Source organism: Streptomyces sp. NPDC001634 (genome assembly GCF_040298185.1).
Classification (GTDB): domain Bacteria; phylum Actinomycetota; class Actinomycetes; order Streptomycetales; family Streptomycetaceae; genus Streptomyces.
Map to the genome: position 1 here is coordinate 103,566 of NZ_JBEOZU010000012.1, position 16,768 is coordinate 120,333.

At 70.1% G+C, this 16,768-nt stretch carries 13 protein-coding genes and 1 pseudogene; 10 read left to right on the forward strand and 4 right to left on the reverse strand.

Features of this window, described 5'->3' with window-relative positions; all coding sequences use genetic code 11:
• Window positions 1–32 precede the first annotated feature (32 nt).
• Window positions 33–1,634, forward strand: a complete 1,602-nt coding sequence (serA, locus tag ABT186_RS10590; protein ID WP_351228192.1) for a phosphoglycerate dehydrogenase — start codon at window positions 33–35, stop codon at window positions 1,632–1,634.
• 154 nt (window positions 1,635–1,788) lie between these two features.
• Here the strand turns inward: serA and ABT186_RS10595 are convergent, their stop codons facing one another.
• Window positions 1,789–3,336 (reverse strand): MFS transporter, encoded by a 1,548-nt coding sequence (locus ABT186_RS10595; protein WP_351924509.1) that lies wholly within the window; start codon window positions 3,334–3,336, stop codon window positions 1,789–1,791.
• A 95-nt stretch (window positions 3,337–3,431) separates the two neighbouring features.
• Here ABT186_RS10595 and ABT186_RS10600 point away from each other — a divergent pair, with 95 nt between their 5' ends.
• A complete protein-coding gene (locus tag ABT186_RS10600) occupies window positions 3,432–4,034 on the forward strand; it encodes a TetR/AcrR family transcriptional regulator (RefSeq protein WP_351237905.1) in 603 nt (200 codons plus the stop codon).
• Window positions 4,035–4,196: 162 nt separating this feature from the next.
• On the opposite strand, the gene ABT186_RS10605 is transcribed toward ABT186_RS10600, so the two are convergent.
• Window positions 4,197–5,450 carry a PucR family transcriptional regulator gene (locus ABT186_RS10605; protein ID WP_351924511.1) on the reverse strand — a complete coding sequence of 418 codons (1,254 nt, stop codon included), beginning with the start codon at window positions 5,448–5,450 and terminating at the stop codon, window positions 4,197–4,199.
• 161 nt (window positions 5,451–5,611) lie between these two features.
• Here ABT186_RS10605 and ABT186_RS10610 point away from each other — a divergent pair, with 161 nt between their 5' ends.
• A complete protein-coding gene (locus ABT186_RS10610) occupies window positions 5,612–6,538 on the forward strand; it encodes a proline dehydrogenase family protein (protein WP_351230554.1) in 927 nt (308 codons plus the stop codon).
• A gap of 252 nt (window positions 6,539–6,790) precedes the next feature.
• Entirely contained in the window at window positions 6,791–8,422 is a 1,632-nt protein-coding gene (gene pruA / locus ABT186_RS10615) for an L-glutamate gamma-semialdehyde dehydrogenase (protein WP_351924513.1), read from the forward strand.
• Here the strand turns inward: pruA and ABT186_RS10620 are convergent.
• Window positions 8,370–8,597 (reverse strand): annotated as a pseudogene (locus ABT186_RS10620) (alpha/beta fold hydrolase); the annotation flags it as partial. The gene pruA and the pseudogene ABT186_RS10620 overlap by 53 nt on opposite strands.
• Before the next feature lie 436 nt (window positions 8,598–9,033).
• Here ABT186_RS10620 and ABT186_RS10625 point away from each other — a divergent pair.
• Window positions 9,034–9,573: a GNAT family N-acetyltransferase gene (locus tag ABT186_RS10625; RefSeq protein ID WP_351924515.1), complete on the forward strand. Its 540-nt coding sequence runs from the start codon at window positions 9,034–9,036 to the stop codon at window positions 9,571–9,573.
• A gap of 268 nt (window positions 9,574–9,841) precedes the next feature.
• Complete coding sequence (locus ABT186_RS10630) at window positions 9,842–9,973, forward strand: hypothetical protein (RefSeq protein ID WP_137303871.1); 132 nt, start codon at window positions 9,842–9,844, stop codon at window positions 9,971–9,973.
• 132 nt (window positions 9,974–10,105) lie between these two features.
• Here ABT186_RS10630 and ABT186_RS10635 read toward each other — a convergent pair whose 3' ends face one another.
• Window positions 10,106–11,665 carry a purple acid phosphatase family protein gene (locus ABT186_RS10635; RefSeq protein WP_351230549.1) on the reverse strand — a complete coding sequence of 520 codons (1,560 nt, stop codon included), beginning with the start codon at window positions 11,663–11,665 and terminating at the stop codon, window positions 10,106–10,108.
• A 132-nt stretch (window positions 11,666–11,797) separates the two neighbouring features.
• Between ABT186_RS10635 and ABT186_RS10640 the strand changes: the two genes are divergently transcribed.
• From ABT186_RS10640 to ABT186_RS10655, 4 genes are all read left to right on the forward strand, one after another.
• Complete coding sequence (locus ABT186_RS10640) at window positions 11,798–12,841, forward strand: 3-isopropylmalate dehydrogenase (RefSeq protein WP_351230548.1); 1,044 nt, start codon at window positions 11,798–11,800, stop codon at window positions 12,839–12,841.
• 307 nt (window positions 12,842–13,148) lie between these two features.
• The gene (locus ABT186_RS10645; protein ID WP_351230546.1) at window positions 13,149–14,237 is read left to right on the forward strand and encodes a branched-chain amino acid aminotransferase; all 1,089 of its coding nucleotides are present in this window, start codon (window positions 13,149–13,151) and stop codon (window positions 14,235–14,237) included.
• Between the two features lie 176 nt (window positions 14,238–14,413).
• Window positions 14,414–15,094 carry an urease subunit gamma gene (gene ureA / locus ABT186_RS10650; RefSeq protein WP_351924517.1) on the forward strand — a complete coding sequence of 227 codons (681 nt, stop codon included), beginning with the start codon at window positions 14,414–14,416 and terminating at the stop codon, window positions 15,092–15,094.
• A complete protein-coding gene (locus ABT186_RS10655) occupies window positions 15,091–16,761 on the forward strand; it encodes an urease subunit alpha (RefSeq protein ID WP_351924519.1) in 1,671 nt (556 codons plus the stop codon). The genes ureA and ABT186_RS10655 overlap by 4 nt, the downstream gene beginning before the upstream one ends.
• Window positions 16,762–16,768: the final 7 nt, after the last annotated feature.

Consider the following 16,768-nt stretch of genomic DNA (forward strand, 5'->3'; position numbering starts at 1 on the left):
CGGCCGTCCGCATTGGACTTGTGAGGACTCACGTGAGCTCGTACCCCAGTCGAAAAGCCACGGTACTCATCGCTGAGGAGCTGTCGCCCGCGACCGTCGACGCCCTTGGCCCGGACTTCGAGATCCGGCACTGCAACGGCGCGGACCGCGCCGAGCTGCTGCCCGCGATCGCCGATGTCGACGCCATCCTGATCCGCTCCGCGACGAAGATCGACGCCGAGGCCGTCGCCGCCGCGAACAAGCTGAAGGTCGTCGCACGGGCCGGCGTGGGCCTGGACAACGTGGACGTCTCCGCCGCCACCAAGGCCGGCGTGATGGTCGTCAACGCCCCCACCTCGAACATCGTGACCGCCGCCGAGCTGGCCTGCGGTCTGCTCCTCTCCACCGCCCGCAACATCCCGCAGGCCAACGCCGCGCTGAAGAACGGCGAGTGGAAGCGCAGCAAGTACACCGGCGTCGAGCTGGCCGAGAAGACCCTCGGTGTCGTGGGTCTGGGCCGCATCGGCGCGCTCGTCGCGCAGCGCATGTCCGCGTTCGGCATGAAGGTCGTCGCCTACGACCCCTACGTCCAGCCTGCCCGGGCCGCGCAGATGGGCGTGAAGGTGCTGTCGCTGGACGAGCTGCTCGAGGTCTCCGACTTCATCACCGTCCACCTGCCGAAGACCCCCGAGACGCTCGGCCTGATCGGCGACGAGGCGCTGCACAAGGTCAAGCCGTCGGTCCGTATCGTCAACGCCGCGCGCGGCGGGATCGTCGACGAGGAGGCGCTGTACTCGGCGCTCAAGGAGGGCCGGGTCGCCGGTGCCGGCCTGGACGTGTACGCGAAGGAGCCGTGCACGGACTCGCCGCTGTTCGAGCTGGACCAGGTCGTCTGCACCCCGCACCTGGGTGCCTCGACGGACGAGGCGCAGGAGAAGGCGGGCATCGCCGTCGCCAGGTCCGTGCGTCTCGCGCTCGCCGGTGAGCTGGTCCCGGACGCGGTGAACGTCCAGGGCGGTGTCATCGCCGAGGACGTCAAGCCGGGTCTGCCGCTCGCCGAGAAGCTCGGCCGCATCTTCACCGCGCTCGCGGGTGAGGTCGCGGTCCGTCTCGACGTCGAGGTGTACGGCGAGATCACCCAGCACGATGTGAAGGTGCTCGAACTGTCCGCGCTCAAGGGCGTGTTCGAGGACGTCGTGGACGAGACGGTCTCGTACGTCAACGCCCCGCTGTTCGCCCAGGAGCGCGGTGTCGAGGTGCGCCTGACCACCAGCTCGGAGGCCACGGACCACCGCAACGTCGTCACCGTGCGCGGCACGCTCGCCGGTGGCGAGGAGGTCTCGGTGTCCGGCACGCTGGCCGGTCCGAAGCACCACCAGAAGATCGTGGCGGTGGGCGACTACGACGTGGACCTGGCGCTGGCGGACCACATGGTCGTGCTGCGCTACACCGACCGCCCGGGCGTGGTCGGCACGCTCGGCCGCATCCTCGGCGAGGCCGGCATCAACATCGCGGGCATGCAGGTGTCCCGCGACATCGCCGGCGGCGAGGCCCTTGCGGTCCTCACGGTCGACGACACGGTGCCGCAGAACGTCCTCACCGAGGTGGCCGAGGAGATCGGCGCGACGTCCGCCCGCTCGGTGAACCTGGTCTGAGGTAACCGTTCGTTTTGAGGTGACCGTCGGCTGAAGTCGCCGTCCCTGGGGGCTGCCGCCCCCAGACCCCCGCTTCGGCCTTGACGGCCTCGTCCTCAAACGCCGGGCGGGCTGAAAAATTCAGCCCGCCCGGCGTTTTTCTGTACGGGGAGTGTCAGACAGCGACCTCCTCCGCCTCCGGCTCCCGAACCTGCACCCGGCGCAGTGTCGCCGCCGCTGCGACCGCGGCCCCCGCCAGCAGCACCGCCCCCGCGATCGCCGCTCCCTGCATCCCGCTGGTGAACGCCTCCCGGGCCGCCGTCGCCAGTGCGTCGCCCGCGCCTGACGGGAGCCGGCCGGCGACGGCCAGCGCGCCGCCCAGCGTCTCGTGGGCCGGAGCCGGGGCCGAGGACGGAATGTCGTGGCGGTAGATCGCCGTACCGATGGAGCCGAGGACCGCCATACCGAGGGCGCCGCCGAACTCCGCACCCGTCTCCAGGAGCGAGGACGCCGCACCCGCCCGCTCGGCCGGGGCCGCCCCCATGGCCAGGTCCGTCATCTGCGAGATGACCATGACGATCCCGGAGGCGAGGACGCCGCACGCGACCAGCACCAGCCAGAGGGAGTCCGTGCCGGCCAGGGCGAGCATTCCGTATCCGGCGGCTGCGATGGCGAAGCCGGCGGTGACGACGTAGGCCCGGTTGACGCCCTTCTGGACCAGCTGGGTCGCGATCGGGGCCGTCATACCGATCGGCACCGAGGGGAGCAGCGCCCACAGGGCCGCCTCCAGCGCGCTCTTGCCGAGCACCGACTCCAGGTACTGCGTGGTGAAGAAGGCCGAGCCCATCATCCCGAACGAGGAGACCAGGTTCAGTACGACGGCGGGGGCGAAGCCACGGCCTCGGAACAGGGCCGGGGAGATCATCGGGGAGACCGCCGTGCGCTGGCGATGGACGAAGAGCGCGGCGAAGAGCAGGCCGACGGTGATCGAGACGACGTACTGGACGTGCCAGCCCTCCGACGGGATCTCCTTCAGTCCGTAGATCACGGGGAGCACCGAGGCCATCGACAGCGGGACGCTCAGCCAGTCGAAGCGGCCGGGCTCGGGGTCCCTGGACTCGGGCAGCAGGAGCGGGCCGAGGACCAGGAGCAGGGCCATCGCCGGCAGGTTGACCAGGAAGACCGAGCCCCACCAGAAGTACTGGACCAGGAGGCCGCTCATCACCGAGCCGAGCGCGATGCCGGCCGTCATCACCCCGGACCACACGCCGATCGCCTTCGCGCGCTCGGCGGGGTTCGTGAACATCGTGCGGATCAGCGCCATCGTCGAGGGCATCAGGGTCGCGCCGCCGATGCCGAGAACCGCGCGGGCCGCGATCAGGGTCTCGGCGCTGTTGGCGTAGGCCGCGACCAGCGAGGCGGCGCCGAAGGCGGCCGCGCCGATCAGCAGCAGCCTGCGACGGCCTATGCGGTCGCCGAGCGAGCCCATCGTCATCAGCAGGCCGGCGAGGACGAAGGCGTAGATGTCGAAGATCCACAGCTGCTGGGTCCCGCTCGGCCTGAGGTCCGCGCTGATCGCCGGGATCGCGAAGTAGAGGACCGAGACGTCCATCGAGACCAGCAGCAGCGGAAGCATCAGGACGCCGAGCGCGGTCCATGCGCGGCGGCCGGCGCGGGCGCCGTCGGCGCCCGGGGTGGTGGTCGTGCTCGTCGGGTTCGTCATGCCAAGGACTGTACGGGCGTCTTAAACGCTTGTCTAGTACGTTTGTTTAATACGTTCGTATGGGACGGATGTCTGAATCGGGGTAGAGTGGCGGCATGGGACACCGTGAGGATCTGCTCGAAGGCGCCAAGCGCTGCCTGCTGGAGAAGGGGTTCGTGCGCACCACGGCCCGTGACATCGTCAAGGAGTCGGGGACCAACCTGGCGTCGATCGGCTACCACTACGGGTCGAAGGACGCGCTGCTGGTGCAGGCGTATGTCTCGCTGGTCGAGGAGACGGGGCACCGCTTCGAGCCCGGTGGGGAAGGGCTCGAGGCGTTCTCGGCGCCGGCCGGGTCGCTGAAGCGCTTCGGGGAGGTGTGGACGTACATCATCCGTGCCCTGCCCGAGTCGCGCGCCATTTGGCTGCTGAGCTTCGAGCTGATCCTCCAGGGCGACCGGCTTCCGGAGGTGCGCCGCATGCTCGTCGAGGCACAGAAGCAGGCGCTCTCCGGGCTCGTGCCCCTGTTCAGCGACGTCCCGGAGGCGGAGCTCGACGAGGAGACCATCAACAGCGAGGGCCGCCTCTACCAGACCCTCCTTCAGGGGCTCATGGTGCAGTGGGTCTTCGACCCGGACACCGCGACCGACGCGGACCAGCTCACCGAGGGACTGCGCCGGGTGATCGCCGGCGCCACGAAGGCTCCCGACGCCCCTTAGGGCCTGTTCTGAGTTCCCCGCCTGCGCCCCGACGCCCGGCACGCACTCCCACTCTCGGCTTCTCCCCCACTCTCGGCTTCGCTCGAGCGGGGGGACCCCCATGAGCGGGGGAGTGCGTGCCGAACGCCGCTGCGCCCGCGCTCCGCGCGGACGACGCGGAACTCAGAACAGGCCCTGGAGCCGCGCCCCCTTCAGCGCCATGTGCAGCAGCAGCCGGTCCTCCCCGTCGTCCAGGTCCAGGCCGGTGAGCTGTTCGACGCGGGACAGGCGGTAGTACAGGGTCTGGCGGTGGATGCCCAGTTCGGCGGCCGTGCGGCCCGCCTGGCCCGCACAGTCCAGGAACACCTCGGCCGTGCGGGCGAGTTCGCGGTGGGTGGGGGACAGCAGGGCCTGTACGGCCGGGTCATGGGCCGCCTGGGGCGGGAGCGACGTCAGCAGGCGGTACGGCCCGATGGCCGACCACTGTGCGACCGGGCCGAACCGTGACTCCGCCAGGGCCGCGCGGGCGGCCCCCGACGCCTCCTGCCAGGCGGTGCCCAACTCCGCGAGGCCGTGGCGCGCACCGGCCACGCCGGCCGCCCGCCCCGCGCCCCACGTGCCCTCCGCCTCCCGCAGCAGCCGCGTGGCCGCCGTCAGCGCCGGGGTCAGGACATCCGCCGAGCGCAGCCGCACCAGCAGCGCAAGGCTCTGGCCCTCCCCCACTGCCTCAAGGGCGTGGGAGGTACCCCCCCCACCCCAGGGCACCGTGCACAGGGCGGTGGCCGCGGGCAGCGTACGGACCGAGGGGGCATCGTCCGGGTCGGCCGAGGGCCAGGGGGCGACGCACACCACCGTGTGCAGACCGTCGGCCCGCGCGCCCAGCGCCGTATGCAGCTCGGCCACTGCCATGTCCTGCTGCCAGCCGGGCTCCGCCGTGAGGACCGCGCGCAGTTCGCGCGTCAGGTCCGCGCCCGCCTGCGCCTCGTCCGCGAGCAGGTCACCGATGCGCGCGGCGATCTCCATCGCGGCGGACAACTGTGCCTCGGAGGGCCCGGGCTCGTCGGCCAGCAGCCACACATACCCGAGGACGACACTCCGATGGCGTACCGGCAGACAGATCCGTCCCCGGTAGACGCCCGCCTCCGGAGTGGGCGGGATGCGTACGGGCCCGGTGGCCCGCGCGATGCCGAAGCCCTCGAACCACTTGCGCACCGCTGCCGTGGAGCGGCGCGTGAGGATCGAGCGGGTGCGCACGGGGTCGAGGGACGCCTCGTCGAACTCGCCGTCGCTGTCGTAAGCGGCGAAAGCGATCAGCTCGAAGTCCCGGTTCTCCAGGGTCGCCGGAGCGCCGAGCAGCGCCGAGATCTCGTCGACGAGCTCCTGGTAATCGCCTCGGCCGGCCTTGAAAACATCCGCCACACGGGCATTCTCCCGCATTTTTTCACCCTCCTCATACAGATGTCTGAGATCCAGGGCACGGATGCGTGACAGCTGTCGATGGCCGACGATCGGAGGGATCCTTAGGTTTCACGGTGGTTCTCCGTGCCGTACCCGAATGGTCGGGATTCGGCCTCCTGTTGCCCTTGTGGAGGTGCCCCGTGCTGGGTCCCGTGATTCTCGCCGCGTCGCGCAGCGACCGGATCCGCCGTCTGATCTCGGCGGCCCCGGTGACCAAGCAGGTCGTCGACCGCTTCATCCCCGGCGAGACCGTCGACGAGATCGTCCCGGTCATCGAGGACCTCACCGCCCGGGGTCTCGAGCTCACCATGGACGTCGTCGGCGAGGACATCACGACCCCCGAGCAGGCCAGGGCCGCGCGCGACGCGTACCTGGAGCTGATCGACCGCCTCAAGGAGCTGGACCTCGGCACGAGGGCCGAGCTGTCGGTGAAGCTCTCGATGTTCGGCCAGTCCCTTCCCGGTGGGCACGAGCTGGCGCTCGCCAATGTCCGCCCGGTCGTCGAGGCCGCCGCCGCGATCGGTACGACGGTCACGCTGGACGCCGAGGACCACACCACCCTCGACTCGATGTTCGCCATCCACGAGGAGCTGCGGAAGGACGTCCCGGGGACCGGCTGCGTCATCCAGGCCTACCTTTTCCGCACCGAGGCCGACGCCCGCCGCCTCGCCGCGAGCGGCAGCCGCGTGCGTATCGTGAAGGGGGCGTACAAGGAGCCCGCGTCGGTCGCGTACCAGGACAAGCACGAGATCGACAAGGCGTACGTCCGCATCCTGAAGACCCTCATGGAGGGCGAGGGATACCCGATGATCGGCTCCCACGACCCGCGGCTCATCTCCATCGCGCAGGAACTCGCCCGGCGCACCGGGCGCAAGCTCGACGAGTACGAGTTCCAGATGCTGTACGGCATCCGCAGCGAGGAGCACCTGCGGCTGGCCGCCGAGGGCCACCGCATGCGCGTCTACACCGCTTACGGCACCGACTGGTACGGCTACTTCATGCGCCGTCTCGCGGAGAAGCCGGCCAACCTGCGCTTTTTCGTCCGCTCGATGATCAGCAAGGGGTGATGCGTCGGATGAGCCGCGGCTGTCGGTGTCCGAGGAGCTTCGGAGGCCAACAGCCGCCGTGCCGCGGCCGGCTGAGCCGGACCCGGATCCGTGGAAAGGAGTTACGGATCTCGTGACTCCGCCCCCGAGGGGGCTTCTCACGGGCTCGCCGCAGCGAGTTCGTGACGGTCAAGCCCTGACCGCTGCTCACCATACGCAATCGCTTCAGCTCCCCCGGGCTGGAGCCCGGGAATCACTCGGAAGAGGTACCCCATGGACGCTGTGACCCAGGTCCCCACCCCCGTCAACGAGCCGGTGCACGGCTACGCCCCCGGGTCGTCCGAGCGCGCCCGGCTGGAGGCCAGGCTCAAGGAGCTGGCCGAGAACCCGATCGACCTGCCGATGACCATCGGCGGCGAGAAGCGGATGGGCGGCGGCGAGCCGTTCCAGGTCGTGCAGCCGCACAATCACAAGGCGGTTCTCGGCACCTTCCGCAACGCCACCCAGCAGGACGCGCAGGACGCCATCGACGCGGCCCTGGCCGCGGCGCCCGCCTGGCGCGCGATGTCCTTCGACGACCGCGCGGCGATCATCCTGCGCGCGGCCGAGCTGCTGGCCGGTCCCTGGCGCGAGACCATCGCCGCCTCCACCATGCTCGGCCAGTCGAAGACCGCCCAGCAGGCGGAGATCGACGCGCCCTGCGAACTGATCGACTTCTGGCGCTTCAACGTCCACTACGCCCGCCAGATCCTGGCCGAGCAGCCCCCGGCCAACTCCCCGGGCGTCTGGAACCGACTGGACCACCGCCCGCTGGAGGGCTTCGTCTACGCGATCACCCCCTTCAACTTCTCGGCGATCGCGGGCAACCTGCCCACCGCCCCGGCTCTCATGGGCAACGTCGTCGTCTGGAAGCCGTCCCCGACGCAGACCCACGCGGCCGTTCTCCTCATGCAGCTGCTGGAGGAGGCGGGCCTGCCGAAGGGCGTCATCAACCTCGTCACCGGTGACGGTATCGAGGTCTCCAAGGTCGCCCTGGTCCACCGCGACCTCGCAGGCATCCACTTCACCGGCTCGACCAAGACCTTCCAGTACCTGTGGAAGACGGTCGGCAACAACATCGACAAGTACCGCTCGTACCCGCGCCTGGTCGGCGAGACCGGCGGCAAGGACTTCCTGGTCGCCCACCCGAGCGCGGACCGCGCGGTCCTGAAGACGGCGCTCACCCGCGGTGCCTTCGAGTACCAGGGCCAGAAGTGCAGCGCGACCTCCCGGGCGTACATCCCGGCGTCGATCTGGAACTCCGGCTTCAAGGAGGAGTTCGCGGCCGAGGTCGACTACCTCACCATGGGTGACGTCACCGACCTGTCGAACTTCATCGGCGCCGTCATCGACGAGCGTGCCTTCGCCAAGAACAAGGCCGCGATCGACCGCGCCAAGGAGGACCCGACCTGCGCGATCGTCGCGGGCGGCTCCTACGACGACTCGGTGGGCTACTTCGTGCGCCCGACCGTCATCGAGTGCACCGACCCGGAGAACGAGGTCTTCAGGACCGAGTACTTCGGCCCGGTCCTCGGTGTGCACGTCTACGAGGACGACAAGTACGACGAGATGCTGGAGCAGATGGAGTCGGTCTCCGACTACGCCCTGACCGGCTCGGTCATCGCGAACGACCGTGCCGCTGCGGCGTACACGATGGAGAAGCTCCGCTACGCGGCGGGCAACTTCTACATCAACGACAAGTCGACCGGCGCCGTCGTCGGCCAGCAGCCCTTCGGCGGCGGCCGCGCCTCCGGCACCAACGACAAGGCGGGCGCCCCGCAGAACCTGCTGCGCTGGACGCTGACCCGCGCCATCAAGGAGACGCTGGTCCCGCCGACGGACTACACGTACCCGCACATGGGCTGAGCCTCTGCCCCTTGAGGTTCCGGGCCAGGAAGTCGTCCATCGGGGCGGCGACCTGGCCCGCGTGCGTTTCCAGAGCGAAGTGGCCGGTGGGGAGGAGATGGGTCTCGGCGTTCGGCAGGTCCCGAGGGAAGGCGAGGGCGCCCGCCGGGACGAAGATCTCGTCGTGGCCGCCCCACTGCATCATGTACGCGCCCGTCGGTGCCGTCGCGGCCGACTCATGGCGCATAAAGGGCAGTTCGTTGTCGGCGCGGCGGGCGCCCGGGAGGGCGCTTGCACCCGCGGGGAGGGTGAAGGCGGAGGTCTCGCGCAGGACGTCGCCCTCGTACTGCGGCAGGACATAGCGGGGGCGACGCTGTCCCGGGCGTCCCGGGCGTCCCGGGCGTCCCGGGCGTCCCGGGCGACCAGGTCGAGCCGGGCGCCCGTCGCCGTACGGAAGCGGAAGCGGGACCCGGTCATGCGGACAACGCGCAGACGGGACTTGCCTGTTGGCATCGTGTACCGCTCGGAGACGGTCCGGCCGCTGCGGCCGATCAGGCTCAACCCTTTGGAGGGGTCCGTGCGGAGCACAGCGTCAGGACGGTGGCGCGGAGTCGTGGGGCGATACTGGTCGGATGACCACCCGACTCCGTACCGCCCACACCGCGGACCTCGCCCCTGCCGAACTCCGCGCCGCCCGCGCCCTGTTGGACGAGGCCTTCGAAGGCGGCTTCAGTGACGAGGACTGGGAGCACGGACTGGGCGGGATGCATGTGCTCGTCGAGGACGGACGGGGGCTTGCCGCGCACGGGTCGGTCGTTCAGCGGCGCGTCGGGTATGGCGGTCGCTGGCTGCGCGTCGGGTACGTCGAGGCCGTGGGTGTCCGTGGCGATGTGCGCCGTACGGGACTCGGCGGCCGTGTGATGGCCGAGCTGGAGCGGATCGTGGACGGGGCCTACGACCTGGGTGCGCTCTCCGCGAGCGCCGCCGGTGCCCCCCTGTACACCGCCCGCGGCTGGCAGCTCTGGCCCGGCCGCGTCTGCGCCCTCGGCCCCGACGGCGTTGTGCACCTCCCCGACGAGGAGGGCTCCACCTTCGTGCGCCCCGCTGCCGCGGGCCCCCTCGATCCGGTGCATGAGGTGGTCTTCGACTGGCGGGACGGGGACGTGCTCTGACCGTCGCCGCTGGCGTATCGGAATGTCCGCAGGTCGCGGGCGTGTGACCCAATCCACCGTCTCAGATAGTAGGAAGTCCGAGTAATTGTGGAGACAGATGCCCGGTCCTCGCTTAGCTTTGTAGAAGCCGAACGTCTCGCTCGATCAAGCGAATGGCGGTCGAGAGCCGGGCCCCGTGCAGGCAACCCCTGCGGCACCGCTCCCCGCCCTCCGGCGTCTCGTAACCCCTTTTTCCGCACTCCCGGATCATCGAAGGAGTCGATCCCCCATGGCCGAGACGACCGCCCGCCGCCGAGTCCGTCACCTTTCCCGTACGAGCGAGTCCGACCGGAAGAACGCCGCCGCCGCGCTCCAGCGCGCCCTCGACCGCAGGGACAACGGCGGAGAGACCGGCCACTGAGCCGCAGCTTCAGCCGGTCACCGAGCCGCAGCATCACCCATAAGGCCGCCGTGTCCCCCGCAAGGGGCCGGCGTCACCCATTCAGCCGGGAGCCGCACCCGCACGGGGTGCGGCGCGGTCGGGCGCCCCGCGTCACGTTCCGCGCCGCACCTCGAAATGGTCGATCCGCTCTCCGCTCTGGGCGAGTGCCGACACCGTCAGCCTCGGAGCCGTACCGCTGACCGCCTCCACCGAGAGGAACGAGAAACCGGCATACCGGACGCGCGACCACTCCACGGTCTCCGCCTTCCGCTTCCGCGATCTCGTCCAGTGGAAGCTGTCCACCGACTCGCGGTCGTCGACGTGCCCCTCGTAGCTGTCCTTGACGCCCGCGGGAAAGCCGTAGAGGTCCTTCCCGCCGCCGCCCGCGGTGACGTAGACGATTCCGTCCCGGGTCGGATCGGTCGACGCGCCGATCGGCAGCGGCCTGCCGACGGCCCCGTCCTTGACGGCGTCGGTCCGCTCGTACACATGGTTGTGCCCGTTGATCACCAGATCCACCTGGTGCTTGGCGAACAGCGGCAGCCATTCGGCGCGTACGCCGCCGTCGGACGCGTGCGTGGACGTCGAGTACGCGCAGTGATGGAAGAAGACGACGACGAAGTCGACCGCCTTGTCCGCCCGCAGTTCACCGAGCCGCCTGTCCAGCCATTTCGTCTGCTTCCCGTCCGTGTGGCCGAAGTTGGCGGGGATCTCGTACGAGACGTCGTTCGCGTCGAGGGCGACGACGCCCACGTTGCCGTAGACGAACGAATAGACCCCCGGCGCCTTCGCCGGGTCGAAGCCGCTGTCCGGGAGCGACCAGCGGGCCACCTGACCGCCGTACCCGTCCGGGGAGTACCAGGCCTCCATGTCGTGGTTCCCGGTCGTCACCATCCACGGCACGGACTTCGCCACCGACTCGGTCTGCGCCAGGAACGTGTCCCAGGAGACCGGGTCGTAGGCGTCCGACTTCCTGCCCGTGCCGCTCGTGTCCGCGTAGCAGATGTCACCCGCGTGGAGGTGGAAGGCGGGGTTCTGACGCAGCAGCACCTGGTCGTTGGTGCGCGCGCTCGGGCCGATGCCCTGGTCGCCGAAGGCGGTGAACACGAAGCGGTCGGTGCTCATGGGCGCCGTACGGAAGGACCCGATGGTCGACCTGTACTGCGGGGAGGCGGGGTCGAAGCCGTCGTGGCCGACGCCGTAGTAGTACGTCGTGCCGGGCCGAAGGCCGTCCAGCGCCGCGTGCAGGTAGTACTGCTCGACCGCCGGCCGTTCCCCCGCAATACCCGGGGTGTGCAGATCGCGCACCTCGGCCTCGATCTTCCGGCTCAGCTCGTCGGGCCTCGGTCCCACCCGCACATACGGCTTCTTCACCGCGAACGGCACCTGCCAGGAGATCCGCATCTGGGTCTTCGGGTCCGCGCCGAAGGCGAGATGACGGCCCACTGGGGTGACGGCCGAGCCGTGCACCCGGGACGTCGCGGAGGGCGGGCCCGCGCTCGTGCGGCGCGCGCCCGGGACGGAGCAGCCGGTCAGTAGCCCGCCTGCCACCGCGCCCGCGGTCACCAGCGCGCCGCGCCGGGACAGCCGCGAGCGCAGGAACTCGTGCTGCTCCGCCATGCTCAAACGGCGTGCGAGGTGCGGCGGAATGCCGACATCGGGGGTGTCCATGGGAAAGTACTTCCCATGGACACCCCAACACCCGCCACACGTACGGGTGAACGCGCCGTGACGCGGTGATGCCGCCTGTCCGTATCCCGGACAGCCCGTGTCATTCCATGGGACAAGGAGTACGGTGCCGTCATGTCTCGCAGCATCAATCTCGCAGTGATTCCCGGTGACGGCATCGGCCAGGAGGTCGTGGCCCAGGGGCTGAAGGTCCTCTCCGCCGTCCTTCCGCAGGATGTGAAGCTGGAGACCAAGGAGTACGACTTCGGCGCCCGGCGCTACCACGCCACCGGTGAGACCCTCACCGACGCCGACCTGGAGCAGCTCAAGCAGCACGACGCGATCCTGCTCGGCGCCATCGGCGACCCCTCGGTCCCCTCCGGCGTCCTGGAGCGCGGCTTCCTGCTCAAGCTCCGCTTCGCCTTCGACCACCACGTCAACCTGCGGCCCTCCAAGCTGCTCCCGGGCGTCGAGACCCCGCTCGCGGGCCAGCCCGAGATCGACTTCGTCGTGGTCCGCGAGGGCACCGAAGGCCCGTACACGGGCAACGGTGGGACCATCCGCACCGGCACCCCGCACGCGGTCGCCACCGAGGTCTCGCTGAACACCGCCTTCGGCATCGAGCGTGTCGTGCGCGACGCCTACGCACGCGCGCAGGCCCGCCCCCGCAAGAAGCTGGCCCTCGTCCACAAGAACAACGTGCTGGTGCACGCCGGTCATCTGTGGACGGACATCTTCAACAAGGTGGGCGAGGAGTTCCCCGAGGTCACCACCGAGTACATGCACGTGGACGCGGCGACGATCTATCTCGTCACGCAGCCCGAGCGTTTCGACGTGATCGTCACCGACAACCTCTTCGGCGACATCATCACCGACCTGGCCGCCGCCATCTCCGGCGGAATCGGGGTCGCGGCCTCCGGCAACATCAACCCGTCCGGCGAGTTCCCGTCGATGTTCGAGCCCGTGCACGGCTCGGCGCCCGACATCGCGGGCCAGGGCAAGGCCGACCCGTCGGCCACCGTCCTGTCCGTCGCCCTCCTGCTGCGCCACCTCGGCTACGAGTCCGAGGCCGCCCGCATCGAGGAGGCCGTCTCCGCCGACCTCGCGGAGCGCGTGGGCAAGCCCGCCCGCAGCACCGACGAGATCGGTGACGCGCTCGCCGTACGAGTAGCCGGCTGACCCTTCCCCAAGCTCTCGGCTTCGCTCGAGCAGGGGAGACCCCAAGCCCCTCACACCTCTTGAGTAAGGCCGCCGGGTCGCAATCGCGCCCGGCGGCTTTTCCATGCCCCCCGCCGGGTGTCACCATCTATTCACCCCTGGGCAAGCCCAAGGGCCGCATTCAGACCGCTATGTCCACGGTCCCCCGCTTGCGATAATCGGACGCGGAGCCGCGGAATGAGGGAATGCTCGGACGTCCTAACACTGGCCACTGGCAGTGCGGACGTGAGCGCGGCCCGTCACGACAACCGGTGAAGGACAACCACACATGACGACGCCCACGATCGAGCTGAAGCCCTCCTCCAACCCGCTGTCCGACGCGGAGCGGGAGGCGATCCTGGCCAACCCCGGGTTCGGCCGCCACTTCACCGACCACATGGTGACGATCAAGTGGACCGAGGGACGGGGCTGGCACGACGGCCAGCTCGTTCCGTACGGCCCGCTCTCCCTGGACCCCGCGAACATGACCCTGCACTACGCGCAGGAGATCTTCGAGGGCCTCAAGGCGTACCGCCGGCCCGACGGCTCGGTCGCCACCTTCCGCCCGGAGATGAACGCCCGTCGCTTCCAGCGCTCCGCCCACCGCCTGGGGATGCCCGAACTGCCGGTCGAGACCTTCATCGAGGCCTGCGACGTCCTCGTCCAGCAGGACATGGCGTGGGTCCCGGCGCACGGCGGTGAGGAATCCCTCTACCTGCGCCCCTTCATGATCGCCACCGAGGTCGGCCTCGGTGTGAAGCCGGCCAACGAGTACCTCTTCCTCGTCATCGCCTCCCCGGCCGGCGCCTACTTCGCGGGCGGCGTGAAGCCCGTCTCCATCTGGCTCTCCGAGGACCGTGTCCGCGCGGTCCCCGGCGGTATGGGCGACGCCAAGACGGGCGGCAACTACGCGGCATCCCTGCTCGCCCAGGCCGAGGCGGCGGCCAAGGGCTGCGACCAGGTCTGCTACCTCGACGCCGTGGAGCACAAGTGGGTCGAGGAACTGGGCGGGATGAACCTGTACTTCGTGTACGGGAACAAGATCGTCACGCCCTCGCTCACCGGCTCGATCCTGGAGGGCGTCACGCGTGACTCGCTGCTGACGGTCGCCCGCGACCTCGGCTACGAGGCCGAGGAGGGCCGCGTCTCCATCGACCAGTGGCAGGCCGACGCCGAGAGCGGCACCCTCACCGAGGTCTTCGCCTGCGGCACCGCGGCGGTCATCACCCCGGTCGGCACGGTCAAGCGCACCGGCGCCGAGTGGAAGCAGTCGGGCGGCGAGCCGGGCGAGGTCACGCTCAAGCTCCGCGAGGCCCTCCTCGACATCCAGCGCGGCACACGCGAGGACAGCCACGGCTGGATGCACAGGCTCGGCTGATCCTCGGGCACGTTCAGGGCCGCTCCGGACTCCGCGTCCGGAGCGGCCCTTTTGTACGCCCCGCTTTGAGTGACACTCAATAAATGCTTCCATTCCTGATGGAAACCGTGACTTTCACGTGCCTTGCATTTAGAGTGATGCTCTAAGAAAGCAATGTTGCGAGGAGGTGCCGCCCCGTGAGACTCACCCCCACGGAACGCGACCGGCTGCTGCTCTTCGGAGCCGCCGAGCTGGCCCGTGCCCGCCGGGCGCGCGGTCTGCGGCTCAACGTGCCGGAGGCCACCGCCCTGATCGCCGACACGGTGTGCGAGGCGGCCCGCGACGGAGTCCGGCTCGCGGAGGCCGTCGAACGCGCCCGGGCCGTGCTCGGCCCGGACGACGTCCTGCCGGGTGTCGCGGACGTGGTCACGGAGGTGCACGTCGAGGCCGTCTTCGACGACGGCTCACGACTCGCGGTCGTCAGCGACCCCATCGGGACAGGGCTGGGGGACCGGGCCCCGGGCGCACTGCTGCCGGGGCCGGAGCACGCCGAGCCCGAGGCGGTGCTCCGGCTGACGGTCACGAACACCGCGGCCGTCCCCGTCTCCGTCACCTCCCACTTCCACTTCTTCGAGGCCAACCCGCGGCTCGACTTCGACCGCGAGAAGGCCTACGGCATGCGGCCGGCGGTGCCCGCCGGGTCGTCGGTGCGGTTCGGGCCCGGCGAGCGCGTCGAGGTCGGGCTTCTGCCGATCGGGGGCGACCGCATCGCGATCGGCTTCGCCGGGCTCGTCGACGGGCCGCTCGACATGCCGGGGGCGAAGGAGGAGGCCCTGCGCCGGGCCGCCGCCTGCGGATATCTGGGAGTCGGCCGATGAATCCGTACGAGTACGCCGCCACCCACGGACCCCGCGCCGGTGACCGCATCCGGCTCGGCGACTCCGGGCTGGTCGTGCGGATCGAGTCCGACGCACAGAAGTACGGCGACGAATTCCTCGCCGGCTTCGGCAAGACGGCCCGCGACGGGCTGCACCTCAAGGCCGCGGCCGTGCGCGAGACGTGTGACATCGTCATCAGCAACGTGGTCGTGATCGACGCGGTCCAGGGGATCAGGAAGGTCTCCATCGGGATCCGGGAGGGCCGGATCCATGCGATCGGGCGCGCGGGGAACCCCGACACGCTCGACGGGGTCGACGTCGTGGTCGGGACAGGTACGTCGATCGTGTCCGGCGAAGGGCTGATCGCCACCGCCGGCGCCGTCGACACACATGTGCATCTGCTGTCGCCGCGGATCATGGAGGCCTCGCTGGCCTCCGGCGTGACCACGATCATCGGTCAGGAGTTCGGGCCGGTGTGGGGCGTCGGCGTCAACTCGCCGTGGGCGCTGCGGCACGCGTTCAACGCGTTCGACGCCTGGCCGGTCAACATCGGTTTCCTGGGCCGGGGTTCGTCGTCCGGTCCCGCACCCCTCGTCGAAGCGCTGGCCGAGGGCGGCGCCTGCGGGTTCAAGGTGCACGAGGACATGGGCGCCCACACCCGCGCCCTGGACACCGCCCTGCGTGTCGCCGAGGAGCACGACGTGCAGGTCGCCCTGCACAGCGACGGTCTGAACGAATGCCTGACCGTCGAGGACACGCTCCGCGTCCTCGATGGCCGCACCATCCACGCCTTCCACATCGAGGGCTGCGGCGGCGGTCATGTGCCGAACGTGCTGAAGATGGCAGGTGTGCCGAACGTCATCGGCTCCTCCACCAACCCCACCCTGCCCTTCGGCCGGGACGCCGTCGCCGAGCACTACGGCATGATCGTCTCCGTCCATGATCTGAAGACCGACCTGCCGGGCGACGCCGCCATGGCCCGCGACCGCATACGCGCCGGGACCATGGGCGCCGAGGACGTGCTGCACGACCTGGGCGCGATCGGCATCACCTCGTCGGACGCCCAGGGAATGGGCCGCGCGGGCGAGACCGTACGGCGTACCTTCGCGATGGCCGGGAAGATGAAGGCCGAGTTCGGCGCACCCGAGGACCATGACAACGAACGGGTCCTGCGCTACATCGCCAAGCTGACCATCAACCCCTCCATCGCGCACGGCCTCTCCCACGAGGTCGGCTCCATCGAGGCCGGCAAACTTGCCGACATCGTGCTGTGGCGCCCGGAGTACTTCGGCGCCAAGCCGCAGCTCGTGCTGAAGGCCGGCTTCCCGGCGTACGGAGTGGTGGGCGACCCCAATGCGGCCACCGACACCTGCGAACCCCTGGTGCTGGGCCCGCAGTTCGGCGCGCACGGCGCGACCCCGGCCGACATCTCGGTCGCGTTCGTCGCGCGGGCGGCCCTGGACCAGGGCCACGACACGATGCCGACCCGTCGTCGCAGGGTCGCCGTCCACGGCACCCGCGGCATCGGCCCCGCCGATCTGCGCCACAACTCCCGTACCGGAGCGGTCGACGTGGACCGGCGCACCGGTCTGGTCACCCTCGACGGCGAGCCGATCCGTTCCGAGCCCGCCGACTCGGTGTCCCTCAACCGCCTGTACTTCCTCTGAGGACCCA